This window comes from Streptomyces sp. NPDC054849 (assembly GCF_053610945.1).
Genome location: NZ_JBSGZI010000071.1, coordinates 1 through 14,359, shown reverse-complemented (window position 1 = coordinate 14,359; position 14,359 = coordinate 1). Strand labels below are relative to the sequence as shown.

The following is a 14,359-nucleotide window of genomic DNA, read 5'->3' as shown; positions in this document are numbered from 1 at the left end:
GGGCAGGCGGGTCAGACCTGCGGGCGCGCTTCCACTTCCGGTTCCGGTCGTGCCGCCGGGCGCGGCTCCGCCGCGGGTCCCGGTTCCTGCGTGGCGAACGGCACGACGGCCACGGTCACGTTGTCGTGGCCGCCGCCGTCGAGGGCGTGTCCCACCAGCACCTGCGCGCTGTGCAGCGGGCGGGTCGCGGCGTCGGCGGGCAGCACCTGGGCCATCTCCCGCGCGGACTCCGCGTAGTTCCACAGTCCGTCGGTGCAGACCACCACCACTCCGGGGTGGTCCGGCTTGAAGGTCGCGGTGTGCGGTTCGAGCTCGTACGCGTCGGCCCCCAGCCAGCCGGTGATGGCGTGCGCGCGGACGTCGGCGTAGGCCTCGGCCTCGCCCATCAAGCCGGCGGCGACCATCTGGGCGGCCCAGGAGTCGTCCTCGGTGAGGCGGCGGGGCAGGGCGGCGCGGTCGTCGGGGACCCAGTACGCACGGCTGTCGCCCACCCAGCCGATGGTCAGCAGGCCGCCGCTGACGACGGCGCCCACCAGGGTGCATGCGGGGGCGTTCTGCGCGCCGGGGCTCTCCGGGGCCAGCGCGTTCACCGCGGCCGCGGCGGCCAGGATCGCCTCGTGCATGGCCTCCTGGGGGTGGGCGCCGCGGGGAAGCGCGTCGAGCAGCGCCTCGTTGGCGGCGCCGGCCGCGGCGGCCGACGCCTCGTCGGGGCGGCTCGCGGAGGAGACGCCGTCGCACACGATGGCCACGGTGGCGGCGGAGCCGTCGGGCAGGGCGGTGGCGGCCACGGCGAACGAGTCCTCGTTGCGGTGGTGGCGCAGCCCCCGGTCGCTGACGGCGGCGACGCTCCCGAGCTCCTCTTCGAGATGGTCGCGCTCCCGGGGCTGTGCGTGCCCGCAGTGCTCGCAGTACCCGTCCGTGTCGACGTGGCCCGCCCGGCAGGCGACACAGGTCTTCCCGGTCTCCGCGGCGCCGGGCTGGGGCGGGGTGCCGTACGCCGGCTCGGAGGCGGGCTCCGGGGCGTACGGGTTGTCGCCCGCGGGGCCCGCGGGGCTCGCGGGGACCGCCGGGTCCGCCGGGTGCGCCGGGTGCGCGGCGTGAGCGTTGCCCTCCGGGGGCGCGCCGCCGCCGGGCACGTCGTACCGGGCGGCTCGGGGCCCCTCTGCTCCGGCGCCGTACGGGTGCTCCGCAGCGCTCCACGGCGTCCCGTCCGGGGGCGTGCCGGTGCCGTACGGGTTCTCGTGGCCCGGACCCGCGTACGGGTCTTCGGCCGGGCTCTGCGCGGGTTCCTCCGGAGGTTCCGCCACCGGTTCCGCCGCGGCCGCCGCCCAGTCGGCCGGGTCGCCCACCAGCGTCGGCGCGGCCGCGGCCACGCTGCCCCAGCCGGGGGCGGGTTCGGCGGCGCCGTGGGACACGCCGGGGACCGGGGCCCCGTGGCGGCCGGCGTGGGCGGCCGGGCCCGGTCCGGCGGCCGGCGGCGCCGGTGGTGGCTGCGGTGCCTGTGGGATGGGAAGGGTCGGGTGGTCCGCGGACGCAGCCGGGGGAGGAGCGGTCACGGCGTAGCCGCAGACGCCGCAGAAACGGTCACCCTCCTCCAGGGGTTCCGCGCAGCTGGGGCAGCCCGACAGCCGATGCATCGACATCACTCACACCCACGTCCGGGGACGGAAACGGTTTGCCCGCTCCACCAGTTCGATCCTCTCCTCGCCGCGCCGCGCCAGCCGTGCGAGCACGCGGTACGAGCGCTCCAGTCCGAAGCGCAGGCCCTGCTCGTCCAGTTGGCTGCCGAGCAGCGAGGTCCGGCCGGGGTCGGAACCCCGGCCACCCGACAGTACCCAGTCCAGGGCCGAGCCCAGAACCTCCGTCGCGAGCCGCTCCTGCCGTTCCGGGTCCAGCCCGAACCGCCGCAGGGCCTCCACCTGGTCGGCTGCGGCCGCCAGATCGGCCAGCAGCGCCTCCTGCGGGGACCGGTCGCGCAGACGTGCGCGTACGGCCGCCACCCGCGCGGCGGTGTAGTGGATCGACGCCTCCGGTACGGACTCCAGCGTGCGCACGGCTCCGGCCCGGTCGCCCGCGGCCAGCTGGACCCGTGCCAGCCCGAAGGCCGCGCTCACGAATCCCGGGTCGGTGATCCACACGAGGCGGTAGTACTCGGCGGCGTTGTCCAGCTGGCCGAGCACCTCCGCGCACAGCCCGAGGGCCAGCTTCGGCGCGGGCTCGCCGGGGAAGGCGTCGTAGATCGCGTCGAAGGACAGGGCCGCTATCTCGTTGTCGCCGGTGGCCAGCGAGGCGATGCCGCGGGCCCACACCACCCGCCAGTCGTCCGGATGCCGGGCCTCCAGCTCCGCCAGGGTGCTGCCGGCCGCGGCCAGCTCGCCCAGCTCCAGCCGGGCCCGCAGCTCTCGCAGCCGCAGCTCGGCCGAGTCGGCCGGCGCTGCGCCCAGCGCGCCCAGCAGGTCGCCCGGCGCGGAGGCCAGCAGACCGGTCAGGAAACCGGCGTTCGGGTCGCCCGCGTCCACCAGCGGCACGGGCAGGGCCAGCGCGCAGTCGCGTGCGGTGGCCGCTCCCGCGAGGGGCGGCGGGGACACGGGGGCGAGCACCGCTCCCGCTCCCGTGGGCGGAGCCGACGGCGTCACCGTGGACGCGGGCGCCTGCCGGGGGCCCGGCACCGGCGCACCCGCCACGTGCGTGGCCGTGCTCCCGAGCGCGGGCAGCGGCGTACCCCCGGCCGGATGCCCGGGCCAGGCCGCCGCAGCGCCACCGGACCCCGCCGGGCCCGCCCCTCCCGGCGCCCCGGAAACCGGCGCCCCGGAAACCGGCGCCCCGGAAACCGGCGCCCCGGAAACCGGCGCCCCGGAAACCGGCGCCCCGGAAACCGGCGTTCCGCCCACCGGCGTTCCGCCCACCGGCGTTCCGCCCGGCGGCGTTCCGCCAAGGTGCGTGGCCGTCCACGGGCCGGGCGCCCCACCCGGTCCTGCGACCGGAGCCGCCCCGGGCAGAGCCGCGCCACCGGGCTGTGCCGCGCCACCGGGTGCATGTGCCCCGGTCCGGCCCGCCGGCCGGGCCTTTCCGCCCGGCGGGGTGGCGCCGGGCTGTCCGCCCGGGCCGGGCAGAGCGGCTGCGGCGGCGGCCGGGGCGGACGCACCGCGGCCGCGCGCCCCGAAGAGCCCGCCGCCCCGCCGCGAGGCGAACGGCCGGGAGGCGATGGGCCGGTAGCCCAGCCCGGACACGGCCGTTCCCGGCGCGTCGGCGAAGAGCTCAGTGTCCGGAACTCGCAGTTCCGGGCCGAAGAGGGTTGACAGCTGCGGCCGCGGCCGGCCCGTCTGGAGCGCGACCACCTCCCGCAGCACGCCCGTCAGCTGGTCCGCCATCTCCTGCGCGGACGCGAACCGCCGACCCGGGTCCGGGTCGGTCGCCCGCACGAGCAGCCGGTAGAAGGACTCGTACCGCCGGAACACCTCGATGTGCCCGGGGTCCGGCAGCGAGTCCACGAACACATTGGTGTAGCCCTGGAAGTCGAAGGTCAGGACGGCCAGCGTCCGCGCCACCGTGTAGAGGTCGGAGGCGACCGACGGGCCCAGCTCCGCGACCTCCGGCGCCTGGTAGCCCACCGTGCCGTAGATGGCCGACTCCTCGTCGTCCATCCGGCGCACCGCGCCCATGTCGATCAGCTTCAGCTGATCCTGCTGCTGGATCGCGTTGTCGACCTTGAAGTCGCAGTACAGAAGGTTTCTGCTGTGCAGGTGGCCGAGCGCCTCCAGCGCCTCGATGCCGTAGGCGCACGCCTGCTCCACCGGCAGCGGATCACGCCGGCCGTCCGGCCTGCGCCGCTCGTTCGCGATCTCCTTCAGCGACTTGCCGCCGACGTACTCCATGACGATGTACCCGTCCAGCGAGCCGGTCCGCTGGTCCAGGTGCTCCACGAAGTTGTAGATCCGCACGATGTTGGAGTGCTCGATCTCGGCGAGGAAGCGCCGCTCCGAGATCGCGGCCTCCATCGCGTCCTGGTCCCCGGTGTCCAGCAGGCCCTTGAGCACCACCCACCGGTCTGCGACCGCCCGGTCCACCGCCAGGTACACCCAGCCGAGTCCGCCGTGCGCGAGGCAGCCCGCCACCTCGTACTGGCCGCGCACCACATCGCCGGGGTTCAGCTTGGGCACGAAGGAGTACGGGTGGCCGCACTTGGTGCAGAACCCCTCCGTGCGACCCGGCCGGTCCCCCCGGGCCCGGCCCACCGGAGCCCCGCAGTCCGAACGCGAGCAGAACCGCTTGCGCTCCGGCACCTCCGGGTTCTCCAGGACCGCCGCCGAGGGATCCGGACGCGGCACCTCCGGTACGTTGACCAGCCCGGCCCCCAGCCGGCTGCGGCCCGAGGCCGCCGAGCCCGAACTGCGCACCGAAACCGACCGGGTGGACGCCGTCCCCGACAGCGACCGCGACAGCCGCCCCGACACCGAGCGCCGGGAGGAGGAGGACCGGGAGGAGCGCGCCGATGCCGAGGACCGCGCCGAACCGTGGGACTCGTGCGAGCCCGTCGACCCCAGGGACCCGCCGGACCCCAGGGAACCGCGGGCCGCGCTCGTCATCCCCGTCGGCGGCGACACCAGTTCGTCCGCACCCGCCGCGACCGCGCCGATCGGCGCCAGCCCGCAGGTGTCGCAGTACACCTCGCCGCCGCCCATGTCCTCGTACGCCCCCGGGCAGCCGGGGCGAACGCACGCGGTTCCGATCAGGCTCATGCGTCCTCCTTCCCCGGCCCGCCGGGCCGGAACGGCTCGGGCGGGTGCTCCGATGGCCGCGACTGCTGCGGCGCCAGCGACTCCGCCGCCGCCTGCTGGTAGCGCAGGACGGCCTGTTCCGCGGCCCGCAGATCGCAGGGCGCGCTCCACAGCATCCGCCGGGCCGTGTCGTACCGCTCGATCAGCAGCGGGTCCTCCGCCATCCCGTGGCGGGCCACCTTCGCCTTGTACGCGTCGAGCCGCCCGCGCAGTTCGGCCCGTACGGCCAGCGGCGCCGTGACCGCGGTCAACGATTCCCGGGCCCGGCGCAGTTCCTCCTCGGCCCGCTCCTCCAGGGACTCCAGCAGCGGCGAGAGCCGGTGCCAGCGGGCCTGGCGCCGGTGCTCGGCCGCCGCCGCGAGCTGCTCCTGCAGCACCGTCGGCGGGCCGCTCACCGCGGGCACCTCGGACGCGGCGATCTTCGCCAGGACCTCGCCGCGCGCGGTCCGCGCCTCGGCCAGGGTCCGGTCGGCCCGCGAGAGCACGTCCCGCAGGCTGATCAGCCGCTGCTCGGCGTCCTGCCGCACGGCCAGGACCGCCTCGACCTCCCGGCGCACGTCCTCCAGCGCCAGCGCGGCCCGGTCGTAGCGCTGGGTGTCCGGCCGACCGCCGCCGGGCGCCGAACTCCCCGCCGTCGGCAGCCAGAACGCCAGCGGGTCCGCGATCACCTGCGCCCGCAGCTGCGCCAGCTCGGCGGTGATGTCCTCCAGGTCGTCACCCGAGGGGTGCTCGCCCGGACGCACACCCACCGAGTGCGCCAGCGAACGGGTGCGGTGCAGCTCGGCCGCGAGCAGGTCGATCCGGGCGGGCAGCGCCGACCACACCGCGTCGGCGGCGACCACCACGTCCAGCGAACGCGCGTACAGGTCGTTCATCCGGGTCACCAGCTCGGCGAGCGAGAGCCGCTCCGCCAGCGCGACGCCCTCCGCAGCGGCCCCGGCGATCAGCACGCCGGGCCCGCGCAGCCGTTCGGTCAGCTCGATCAGGTCCTCGCGGTTCGGCCAGCGGCGCCGCTCCCGGACCTCCCGGGCGGCGCTCAGGGCCCCGCTGTACGCGTCGAAGTACGTCCACAGCCGGGTGATGTCCGCGTCGGCGGCCGCCCACCGCTCCTTGGTGACCCCGGTCAGCGCCGCGCCTTCCAGCAGCCGGCGCCCGGCGTGGTCCTGGAGGGCGAGCAGCGAGGTCTCGACGGCCTCGTGCTCCGCGCCCAGCCGGGTCAGGGCGCGGTCGACGCCGTCCCTGTCCATCAATGCCGACCACGCCTCCACCGACTGTGCCTCCGCTTCCGCCGCCGCCTCCGTATCCGCCTCCGTGTCCGACCCCGCGCCCGGTCCCGTGCCCGAAATCGCCACCGCCTCAGCCGTCCCGGTACTTGGGTGCGGGCGGCGCGGACACGCCGGGCAGTACGGGCTGCAGGTGCTTGAGGTACGCCTTCATCCACGGGCTGTCGTTGCCGCCCGCGCGGTAGTTCTCCAGCACCTTGTTGACCCGGCGGACCAGGTCCGGGGCGTCCTTGTTCATCGCCACCCCGTAGAACTCGCGGGTGAAGGGCGAGCCCACCAGCTGCACCGAGGGGTCCTGCGCGGCCTGGCCGGCCGCGAGGGCGTTGTCCGTGATGATGCCGTCCACCTCGCCCAGCTGGAGCCGGACCAGGCAGTCCAGCTGGTTGGCCACCGTGACCGGCACCGAGCCGTACGACTGCGCCTTCAGCGCCGCCTCCGCCGTGGAACCGGCCGCGAAGCAGATCCGCTTGTCCTTCAGCGAGGTGTCGTACCCGGTGATCGGCGAGCCCTTGGGCGCCAGCACCTGCTGCCCGGCCTCGAAGTAGGCCGTCGAGAAGGCGACGTCCTCCAGCCGCTTGCAGTTGATGGTCATGGTGCGCACGACGATGTCGACGCGGCCCTCCTGCAGGGCCGGAATGCGCTGGCTGGTCGGGATGGCCCGGTAGATGACCGCGTTCTCGTCGCCCAGGATGTCCTTGGCGATGGCCTTGACCAGGTCGATGTCGAAGCCGTCCAGGCGGCTGCCCTCGGCCGTCTGGTTGCGGTAGCCCCAGCGGAAGCTGTTCTGGTCCACGCCGGCGACGAGCTTGCCCGCCGCTTTGATCCGCGCGATGGCCGCCCCGTCCACCTCGGCCGGGCGCAGACTGGCCTCGGGGTCCTGGCAGGTGTCGGTGAGCACCCACGGTGCGGCCGGAGCCGCCGCCATGGAGGCGGGCTTGCGGACCGCAGGCCCGGCGGTGTCCGGCGTCGCATGGGCCAGCGGCAGCAGCACGACCGCGGCCGTCACCGCGCAGGCGGCGGCCATCGCGCTCACCCCGCCCCAGCCGCGAAGCCGGCCCGCCGCACGCCGGATCCCGGACACGGGGGCCGGAGCCGCCTCGCGGCATTCGCCAAGGCCCTCGTAACCCTCGTGACCTTCGGCGGCCCGCCTCGCTCGTATCCGCATCGCTCTCACCTGTACTCCGAAAGCCTGCGACCGATACCGAGCAGAGCCGCTGCCGCGCCGACGACCGCCAGGATCGCGGAACCCGTCACCAGACCGCCCAGTGCGCCGATCCCGTCCCGGGCCGCCCGGGTGAACTCCCGCTGCTCGTGGGCCACCGCCAGCTCCAGCGAGGCGTCGACCGTGTCGAAGGCGGCCCCACTGCTCTCCTTGTGCGTCGCGTCCCCGACGACCAGGGGCAGCGCGGCCTCGTAGTCCCCCTTCAAGTCCGCCTCCCGGGCCGCCGTGTGCCGCTGCTTCCACTGCTTCACGCCGTCCACGGCCCGGCTCACGGGCGCCCGGCCGGCTTCGTCGCCGGCCAGCTGCAGCGCGGTCGCCAGCCCGGCGTCCAGCTGCTTCATGTTGTTCGTGAACTCCACGTCGTACTTGTCGGACTTCTTGTCCTCCGCCAGTACGGCGCCTCGCGCGATCAGTGTCAGGTTCTCACCGGCGCGCGCCTTCAGGGAGGCGATCCGCGCGTCGTTGAGCACCTTCATGGACTCCTGCCCGTCCGCCCGGGCTTCACTCAGCGAGGACCGGGCCACCGTGTGCCCCACGGCCAGCCACAGCAGAACCACCACCGACGCGGCCGTCGCGGCCAGCAGCCCGTGGTTGAAGACCCGGTTCGTGTGCCGGTAGTTGCGCCGCTGCGCCCACACCAGGGCGGCGACGGCGAGCAGGCCCAGCCCGAGCGAGGCCAGCGGCCAGGAGCGGGCGTCGTCGTGGTCCGTGTAGAGCCGGCCGGTCTCCGCCTCGTACAGCCGCTGCGCGGCGGGCAGCAGCTGGGTGGTCATCTGCTCGTTGGCGTAGCGGAGATAGGCGCCGCCCAGCGGCAGGCCCTGCCGGTTGGTGGCCCGGGCCTGCTCGATCAGGCCCGTGTAGCGCGGCAGCTGCTCGCTCAGCAGGGCGATCTGCTTGCGCGAGTCCTCGTTGCCGCCGGTGTTGGCGGCCGCGCTCACCAGCAGCCTGGAGGCGTTGGCGATGTCCTTCTCGTACCGTTGTCGGACCTCGCGCGGTTCCTGGCCCCCCAGCAGGAACCCGCTGGAGGAGGTCGTGTCGGCGTCCGCGAGGGAGCGGTAGATGCTCGCCGCGTCCGCGCTCAGCGGCTGGCTGCGCCCCACCACGTCGTCGGCGGCGGCCGCCCGGCCGGAGATCTCCCAGACGCTCACCGTGCCGAACAGCACGATCAGCGCGGCCAGTACGGCTCCGATGATCCGCAGCCGCCCCGGCTCGGTGGTCGCCGCCTCGCGCAGCCGCTCCACACCCTCGGCCCAGGCGGTGCTCCGCCCCGGCGGCCCGTCGGGCGGCGACGCCCCGTCGGGCGGCACGGAGACGCCGCCCCCGGGCGCGGGCGCGCGTGATGTGATCGTCACCGTGACCTCCCCCTCGGTCCTGTCGTCCCCCAGCCGACGCCGGGAGGTACCCCCTGCGCAGCAGTATGGCCGTAGTGCCGGTGGACCACAGCACCCGGTGCCGGATCCAGGGCGTTGCGCCCGCCGGGCGCCCTCCGTCACGCCCTTCACCGTCATTACGCCGTTCACCGGCGCCACGGTTCCAGACCCGCCGTCTTCCGGGGCGGGTTCATCCGAAATGGGTACGGAGTTTTTCGCGCGCCTCGGGTGGGGAGCCGAGGGCGTCCAGGCCCAGCAGGGCGGCGCCCAGCACCGGTGGGGCCGTGATCACGGTGATCCGGGCGTGCGGGGCCCGGGCGGCGAGGGCCGTCGTGATCCGGGTGTTCAGCTGCGGGTGCCGGGCCGCCAGCACGCCGCCGCCCAGGACCACCGGGACCTCCTCGTCGAGCAGGCCCAGGCGGGACAGCGCCACCGACGCCATGGCCACGACCTCGTCCGCCTGCCGGTGCACCAGTGACAGCGCCACCGGGTCCCCGGCGGCCGCGACCGCGAACAGCACCGGGCTCAGCTCGTGCCGCCGGGCGTGCGGGACACGGCCCAGGTGCAGCGCCTCGATCAGCGCGGCCATCGAATCGTGGCCGAGGTGCGCCGGCAGCGCCCGGGCCAGTTCCGTATCCTCGCCCCGTCCGTCCTCGGCCCGGGCCGCGCACCACAGGGCCTCCTCGGCCAGTCCGCCCCCGCCGCCCCAGTCGCCCGAGATCCGGCCGACGGCGGGGAAGCGCGCGGTCCGCCCGTCCGGGGTCATCCCGACGCAGTTGATGCCCGCGCCGCACACCACCGCGACGCCGCGGGGTTCGTCCACGCCGGCCCGCAGGACGGCGAAGGTGTCGTTGCGCACCTCGGTGGCCGCGCCCCAGCCGCGCGCGCCGATCGCGTCCGCGAGCTGTTGCTCCTCCACCGGCAGGTCGGCGTTGGCCAGGCACGCCGACACCCGGGCGGCGCACGGGGATCCGGGCCGGGGCGCGGGCAGTCCGGCGGCCGCCGCGGCCTCGGCGACGGCCTGCCCGAGGACGTCCACCGCCGCCCCGACCCCGTGGCGCGGAGGCTGGAAGCCCCCGGACCGGCCGGTGCCCAGCACCGTGCCGTCGGCGGCGATCAGCGCCACGTCCGTCTTGCTGTTGCCCGCGTCGATCGCCAGCACCGAGGGGAGGGTCACGCCCACGGCAGGTGCTCCTTGTTGTGGGCGAGGAGCCGGTCCGTCAGGCCTTCGGCCAGGTCGAACTGGCCGACCAGCGGGTGCGCCAGCAGCGCCTTGAAGACCCGCTCGCGCCCGCCGCGCAGCGCCGCGTCCAGCGCGAGGTCCTCATATGCCGTCACGTGCGAGATCAGCCCGGCGAACAGCGGGTCCGGCCTGGGCACCGGCAGTGGCCGCGGGCCGGAGCCGTCCGTGCCCCGGACGCGGGCCTGCACCTCGATGACGGCGTCGTCCGGCAGGAAGGGCAGCGTGCCGTTGTTGTACGTGTTGACCACCTGGACGGCAGGGCCGCCGTCGCCCAGCAGCGAGGCCGCCAGGTCCACGGCCGCCTCCGAGTAGAAGGCGCCGCCCCGCTTGGCCAGCAGCGCCGGCTTCTCGTCCAGCGCGGGGTCCCCGTACAGGGCGAGCAGTTCCCGTTCCATCGCGGCGACCTCGGCGGCCCGCGAGGGCTTGGTCGCGAGTTCCCGTACGACCTCGTCGTGGGCGTAGAAGTAGCGCAGGTAGTACGAGGGCACGACGCCCAGCCGGTCCAGCACCGCCCGCGGCAGGCGGAGGTCCGCGGCGACGGCCTCGCCGTGATCGGCCAGCAGCCTCGCCAGCAGGTCCTCGCCGCCGGGGCCGCCCCTGCGCACGCCGAGCTCCCACGTGAGGTGGTTCAGGCCCACGTGGTCCAGGTGGATGTCGGCCGGCGCCAGCTGCAGCAGCGCCGCGAACTTGCGCTGGAGGCCGATGGCGACGTTGCACAGCCCGACCGCCTTGTGCCCGGCCTGGAGGAGGGCCCGGGTGACGATCCCGACCGGGTTGGTGAAGTCGATGATCCACGCGTTCGGGCTGGCCCGCCGGACCCGCTCGGCGATGTCGAGGACCACGGGGACGGTGCGCAGCGCCTTGGCGAGCCCGCCCGCACCCGTGGTCTCCTGTCCGACGCAGCCGCACTCCAGCGGCCAGGTCTCGTCCCGCAGCCGGGCGGCCTGCCCGCCGATGCGCAGCTGGATCAGGACCGCGTCGGCGCCTTCGACTCCCGCGTCGAGGTCGGCGGTGGTGGTGATGCGGCCGGGGTGGCCCTGCCGGGCGAAGATCCGCCGGGCCAGGCCGCCGATCAGCTCCAGCCGTTCGGTGGCCGGGTCGATCAGGACGAGCTCGCCGACGGGCAGAGTGTCGCGCAGCCGTGCGAAGCCGTCGATCAGTTCGGGGGTGTAGGTGGAACCGCCGCCCACCACTGCGAGTTTCATCGGTGTCAGCCTTTCACGCCGGTCAGGGTGACGCCCTCGACGAACGCCTTCTGGGCGAAGAAGAAGAGGACGATCACCGGTGCCATGACCAGCACGGTCGCGGCCATGGTGAGGTTCCAGTTGGTGTGGTGCGCCCCCTTGAAGGACTCCAGTCCATAACTGAGGGTCCAGGCGGCGGGGTTGTCGGAGGCGTAGATCTGCGGGCCGAAGTAGTCGTTCCAGGCGCAGAAGAACTGGAAGAGCGCGACGGCGGCGATCCCGGGCCTTGCCATCGGCAGGACCACGCGCAGCAGGGTGCGGACCTCCCCGCAGCCGTCGACGCGGGCCGCGTCCAGGTACTCGTCGGGGATGGTCAGCAGGAACTGTCGGAGCAGGAAGATGGAGAAGGCGTCGCCGAAGGCCATCGGGACGATCAGCGGCCACAAGGTCCCCGACAGGTCGAGCTGCTTGGCCCAGAAGAGGTACATCGGGATGACCACCACCTGCGGCGGCAGCATCATCATGGCGATCACGAGCAGCAGCGAGAGCCGCCGCCCGCGGAAGCGGAACTTGGCGAGCGCGTACGCGACCGGCACGGAGGAGACCACGGTCAACAGGGTGCCGAGTCCGGCGTACAGCAGCGTGTTGCGCCACCAGGTCAGGAAGCCCGGCGTGCGCCACACGGCGGTGTAGTTGCCCCATTCCCAGGTGTCGGGCCACAGGTCGCGGGTCAGTGCCTGCCGGTCGCCCATCAGGGAGGTGAGGAGGAGGAAGACGAACGGCAGGACGAAGAAGAGGGCGGCGGCCACGCCGAGCGCGTGCACCCCGACCCAGTGCAGGACGGCCTGGCGGCTGCGCGTGCTCATTCGCCCGCTCCGATCAGACCGCCACGGCGCCGCATCAGGAGTGCGGTGAAGGCCATGGAGAGGGCGAACAGGACGAGGGCGACGACGCACGCGGTGCCGTAGTCGAAGCGCTGGAAGCCGAGGTTGTGGACGAGCTGCGGCAGGGTCAGGGTGGACTTGTCGGGGTAGCCGGGCTCGAACTGCTGGCCCGAGCCGCCGATCACCCCGGCCGCGACCTTTCCCGCCACCAGCGGCTGGGCGTAGTACTGCATGGCCTGGATGACCCCGGTGACCACGGCGAACATGATGATCGGCGCGATGGTGGGCAGGGTGATGTGCCGCAAGCGGGCCCAGGGGCCGGCCCCGTCCAGCTCGGCGGCCTCGTACTGCTCCTTCGGTACGTCGAGCAGCGCGGCCATGAAGACGACCATCAGGTCGCCCACCCCCCACAGGGCGAGGGCGGTGAGCGCGGGCTTGGACCAGCCGGCGTCGGTGAACCAGCCGGGGGTGGGCAGTCCCACCGCGTCCAGCAGGGTGTTGACGGGGCCGGTGCCGGGGTTGAGCAGGAAGACGAAGGCCAGGGTCGCGGCGACCGGCGGTGCCAGGTAGGGAAGGTAGAAGAGGGTACGGAAGATCCCGACCCCCGTCTTGATCTTTGTGACGAGCAGGCCGACTCCGAGGCCGAAGACGACGCGGCAGCTCACCATCACCACGACCAGCCACAGGGTGTTGCGCATCGCCGGCCAGAACAGCGGATAGTCCGTGAAGACGTAGTCCCAGTTGTCCAGGCCGTTGAAGGCGGGCTGCCGGAAGCCGTCGTACCGGGTGAAGGAGAAGTACAGGGTGGACAGCAGGGGGTAGGCGAAGAAGACCGAGAACCCGATCAGCCAGGGGGACATGAAGGCCGCGGTCCGCAGGGCGGACCGGCGGTGCTTCGACCGCAGGAGGTGCGCGCCGGTCATCGGGGCTACTTCGCCTTCGCGATGTCCGTGTCGATCTGCCGGTCGGTCCTGGCGAGACCGGCCGGGATGTCGGCGACGTCGCCCTTCTCGACCGCGTACGCGAAGTCCGTGAAGGTCAGCTGGTAGGTGCCGCCGTCGGCCTGGGCCGGGGTGGTGCTGGACTTCGGGTGCCGGGCGATGTCGAGGAAGGTCTTGAACTCCGGGGTCACCTGGAGGTTCGGGGACTCCAGGGCGGCCAGCGTGGACGGCACGTTGTGGATCGAATTGGCGAAGGCCACCACCGCCTCGGTGTCGGTGGTCATGTATCTGACCAGTTCCCAGGCAGCGTTCTGCTTCGTGCTGCCGGCGGCGATGCCCATGATCGTGCCGGAGAGATAGCCCTTGCCGTAGTCGGCGGCCTGTTCGTCCGGGACGGGCAGCGGCGCGGTGCCGATCTCGAAGGCGACGCCGGCCTCCTTGGCCATCGGGGCCCGCCACTCCCCGTCGATCTGCATGGCCACCCGGCCGGTGTGGAAGGGGTGTTCGGCGCTCCACTCGTCGCCGAAGGTGCTGCGGAACCGCTCCAGCCTCTCGTAGCCGCCGAGCTTGGCCACCAGGTCCTTCTGTGCGGTCAGCATCTTCGCGAAGGCCGGGTCCCCGGCCAGGTTGGACTTCCCGTCGGGGCCGAAGTAGGAGGGGCTCCACTGCGCGGCCAGCCGCATGGGGGTGGTCTCGTAGCCGTGGAAGGTGGGCATCAGGCCGACCTGCTCGTACGAGTCGGCCTTGGGCTTCGTCAGCTTCTGCGCGACCTCGGTGAACTCGCTCCACGTCCTGGGGGGTCCGGCGATCCCGGCGGCCGCGAAGGCGGTCTTGTTGTAGACGAGGCCGTAGGCGTCGTTCAGCAGCGGCAGCGTGCACTGGTTGCCGTTGAACTGGGTGTATTCCAGCAGGGTTTTGGGGAAGACCTTCGTCTTGTCGATCCCGGACTTCCGGAGGAAGGGGTTCAGGTCGGCGAAGGCGCCGGAGTTGCAGAACTTGCCCACGCTGTCGGTGGTGAAGGAGGAGACCACGTCGGGGGCCTTGTCCCCGCCCGCGCGCAGCGCCTGGTTGACCTTGTCGTCGGTCATGTTGCCCGTGACCTTGACCTTGATGTTCGGGTGGGCCTTCTCGAACCGGGCGATGTTGTCCTCGATCGCCTTGGTCTCGCCGGGCGCCGACCAGCCGTGCCAGAAGGTGAGGGTGGCGTCCGCCTTCGGATCGTCGGCGGGGGAGTCGGCGCCCTGGCCCGTACAGGCCGTGGCGAGTGCGGATATCGCGGCGAGGAGGGCGGTCGCGGTGGTCAGGCGTCCGATTCTGGGCATGGCGGGGCTCGCTCTCTGCGGAGGACGAAACTTCCGGGGGGGGGGTGTCTCTATGTCCTTCGTCAAGGACATGGTGTCGGGTATCGGGCTGTTTGGGATGGTCATGCGGCGAGGGTGACGGTGGGGGTTCTG

10 protein-coding genes are annotated in these 14,359 nt (G+C 73.7%); all 10 read right to left on the bottom strand.

The annotated features are described in order from the left end of the window. Positions 1–11: 11 nt before the first annotated feature. A complete protein-coding gene (locus ACWGIF_RS26205) occupies positions 12–1,643 on the bottom strand; it encodes a protein phosphatase 2C domain-containing protein (RefSeq protein WP_453501005.1) in 1,632 nt (543 codons plus the stop codon). 3 nt (positions 1,644–1,646) lie between these two features. Next, positions 1,647–4,739 (bottom strand): tetratricopeptide repeat protein, encoded by a 3,093-nt coding sequence (locus tag ACWGIF_RS26200; RefSeq protein WP_453501003.1) that lies wholly within the window; start codon positions 4,737–4,739, stop codon positions 1,647–1,649. Next, positions 4,736–6,025, bottom strand: a complete 1,290-nt coding sequence (locus ACWGIF_RS26195; protein WP_453501001.1) for a hypothetical protein — start codon at positions 6,023–6,025, stop codon at positions 4,736–4,738. The genes ACWGIF_RS26200 and ACWGIF_RS26195 overlap by 4 nt, the downstream gene beginning before the upstream one ends. 109 nt (positions 6,026–6,134) lie before the next feature. Next, a complete protein-coding gene (locus ACWGIF_RS26190) occupies positions 6,135–7,085 on the bottom strand; it encodes a glutamate ABC transporter substrate-binding protein (RefSeq protein WP_453501053.1) in 951 nt (316 codons plus the stop codon). A gap of 146 nt (positions 7,086–7,231) precedes the next feature. Then, positions 7,232–8,635 carry a hypothetical protein gene (locus ACWGIF_RS26185; protein ID WP_453500999.1) on the bottom strand — a complete coding sequence of 468 codons (1,404 nt, stop codon included), beginning with the start codon at positions 8,633–8,635 and terminating at the stop codon, positions 7,232–7,234. A 208-nt stretch (positions 8,636–8,843) separates the two neighbouring features. Then, on the bottom strand, positions 8,844–9,836 hold the full coding sequence (locus ACWGIF_RS26180; protein WP_453500997.1) for an N-acetylglucosamine kinase: 993 nt from the start codon (positions 9,834–9,836) through the stop codon (positions 8,844–8,846). Further along, on the bottom strand, positions 9,827–11,101 hold the full coding sequence (locus ACWGIF_RS26175) for a 6-phospho-beta-glucosidase (RefSeq protein ID WP_453500995.1): 1,275 nt from the start codon (positions 11,099–11,101) through the stop codon (positions 9,827–9,829). Before ACWGIF_RS26175 ends, ACWGIF_RS26180 begins: the two co-directional genes overlap by 10 nt. Before the next feature lie 5 nt (positions 11,102–11,106). Next, complete coding sequence (locus ACWGIF_RS26170; protein ID WP_453500993.1) at positions 11,107–11,946, bottom strand: carbohydrate ABC transporter permease; 840 nt, start codon at positions 11,944–11,946, stop codon at positions 11,107–11,109. Beyond that, positions 11,943–12,887 (bottom strand): carbohydrate ABC transporter permease, encoded by a 945-nt coding sequence (locus ACWGIF_RS26165; RefSeq protein WP_453500991.1) that lies wholly within the window; start codon positions 12,885–12,887, stop codon positions 11,943–11,945. The genes ACWGIF_RS26170 and ACWGIF_RS26165 overlap by 4 nt, the downstream gene beginning before the upstream one ends. A gap of 5 nt (positions 12,888–12,892) precedes the next feature. Continuing rightward, positions 12,893–14,227, bottom strand: coding sequence for an ABC transporter substrate-binding protein (locus ACWGIF_RS26160; RefSeq protein WP_453500989.1), 1,335 nt, complete (start codon positions 14,225–14,227; stop codon positions 12,893–12,895). Positions 14,228–14,359: the final 132 nt, after the last annotated feature.

What these genes read in the sequence shown, in the direction of transcription:
- ACWGIF_RS26195 (WP_453501001.1), bottom strand. Translation starts at nt 6,025, where the DNA reads ATGGACAGGGACGGCGTCGACCGCGCCCTGACCCGGCTGGGCGCGGAG.
- ACWGIF_RS26165 (WP_453500991.1), bottom strand. Translation starts at nt 12,887, where the DNA reads ATGACCGGCGCGCACCTCCTGCGGTCGAAGCACCGCCGGTCCGCCCTG.
- ACWGIF_RS26175 (WP_453500995.1), bottom strand. Translation starts at nt 11,101, where the DNA reads ATGAAACTCGCAGTGGTGGGCGGCGGTTCCACCTACACCCCCGAACTG.
- ACWGIF_RS26205 (WP_453501005.1), bottom strand. Translation starts at nt 1,643, where the DNA reads ATGTCGATGCATCGGCTGTCGGGCTGCCCCAGCTGCGCGGAACCCCTG.
- ACWGIF_RS26200 (WP_453501003.1), bottom strand. Translation starts at nt 4,739, where the DNA reads ATGAGCCTGATCGGAACCGCGTGCGTTCGCCCCGGCTGCCCGGGGGCG.
- ACWGIF_RS26170 (WP_453500993.1), bottom strand. Translation starts at nt 11,946, where the DNA reads ATGAGCACGCGCAGCCGCCAGGCCGTCCTGCACTGGGTCGGGGTGCAC.
- ACWGIF_RS26160 (WP_453500989.1), bottom strand. Translation starts at nt 14,227, where the DNA reads ATGCCCAGAATCGGACGCCTGACCACCGCGACCGCCCTCCTCGCCGCG.
- ACWGIF_RS26190 (WP_453501053.1), bottom strand. Translation starts at nt 7,085, where the DNA reads ATGGCCGCCGCCTGCGCGGTGACGGCCGCGGTCGTGCTGCTGCCGCTG.